General features: G+C 60.3%; 1 protein-coding gene and 1 pseudogene. Both read left to right on the top strand.

Features of this window, described 5'->3' with window-relative positions; all coding sequences use genetic code 11:
• The coding region (locus U4Z64_RS37350) for a transposase (RefSeq protein WP_321822688.1) at window positions 1–316 on the top strand (316 nt) is incomplete at its 5' end.
• Between the two features lie 199 nt (window positions 317–515).
• Window positions 516–677, top strand: a pseudogene (locus U4Z64_RS37345) (IS21 family transposase); the annotation flags it as partial.

Raw genomic sequence — 677 nt, 5'->3', positions numbered from 1 at the left:
GCCGGAGTTCGCTGGTAAGGTGCTGGATGCATGGGCCTACGAAACCGGTGTCACGCTGTCGTTCATTCGGCCTGGCAAGCCGGTGGAGAATGCCTATATCGAGAGCTTCAACGGGCGGTTCCGCGACGAATGCCTGAATGAGCACTGGTTCGTCTCAATGCGCCACGCCAAGCGGCTGATTGAAGAATGGCGTATCGAGTACAACACCGAGCGACCTCATAGTTCGCTCGGCTATCTGACGCCTGCGCAGTTCGCCCGGGCGCACGACGCGAAGCAGCAGTTTTTAACCTCGGACTCTAACTGCAGTTCGGACTAAAACCGGGGGCAGGTCAGCAGGGTTTGGGCACGAGTGCGAGTTCCTTGACGGGAAAGGGGGCTTGCTCCGGAGCTGTTGCAGAAGCGGAAGAGAAAGAACACGCTCCACGCGCTGAGCGCTCCGGAGGTACCGAGCGAGGGGGCAAGGTGCGCGGGTCATATGAATTCTATGTGAAGGTATCGATTGCTGCGGCGTGCCGGACAACCCCAAGTGCGCCATCACGCGCGCCTGCACCTATGACCCTGTCGTGCAGCGCGCCTATGCCGAATGCGCCGAGGGGTACGGTTTCCGTATCGATCCGTGCCCGCTAGCCGATCCGCCCAAGAAGGGCATCGTCGAAGCCGGTGTCAAATACGTGAAG

Source organism: Burkholderia sp. BCC1996, from assembly GCF_905339955.1.
GTDB lineage: Bacteria > Pseudomonadota > Gammaproteobacteria > Burkholderiales > Burkholderiaceae > Burkholderia.
The sequence above is the reverse complement of the archived record's forward strand: the minus strand, read 5'-3'. Positions and strand labels throughout refer to the sequence as shown.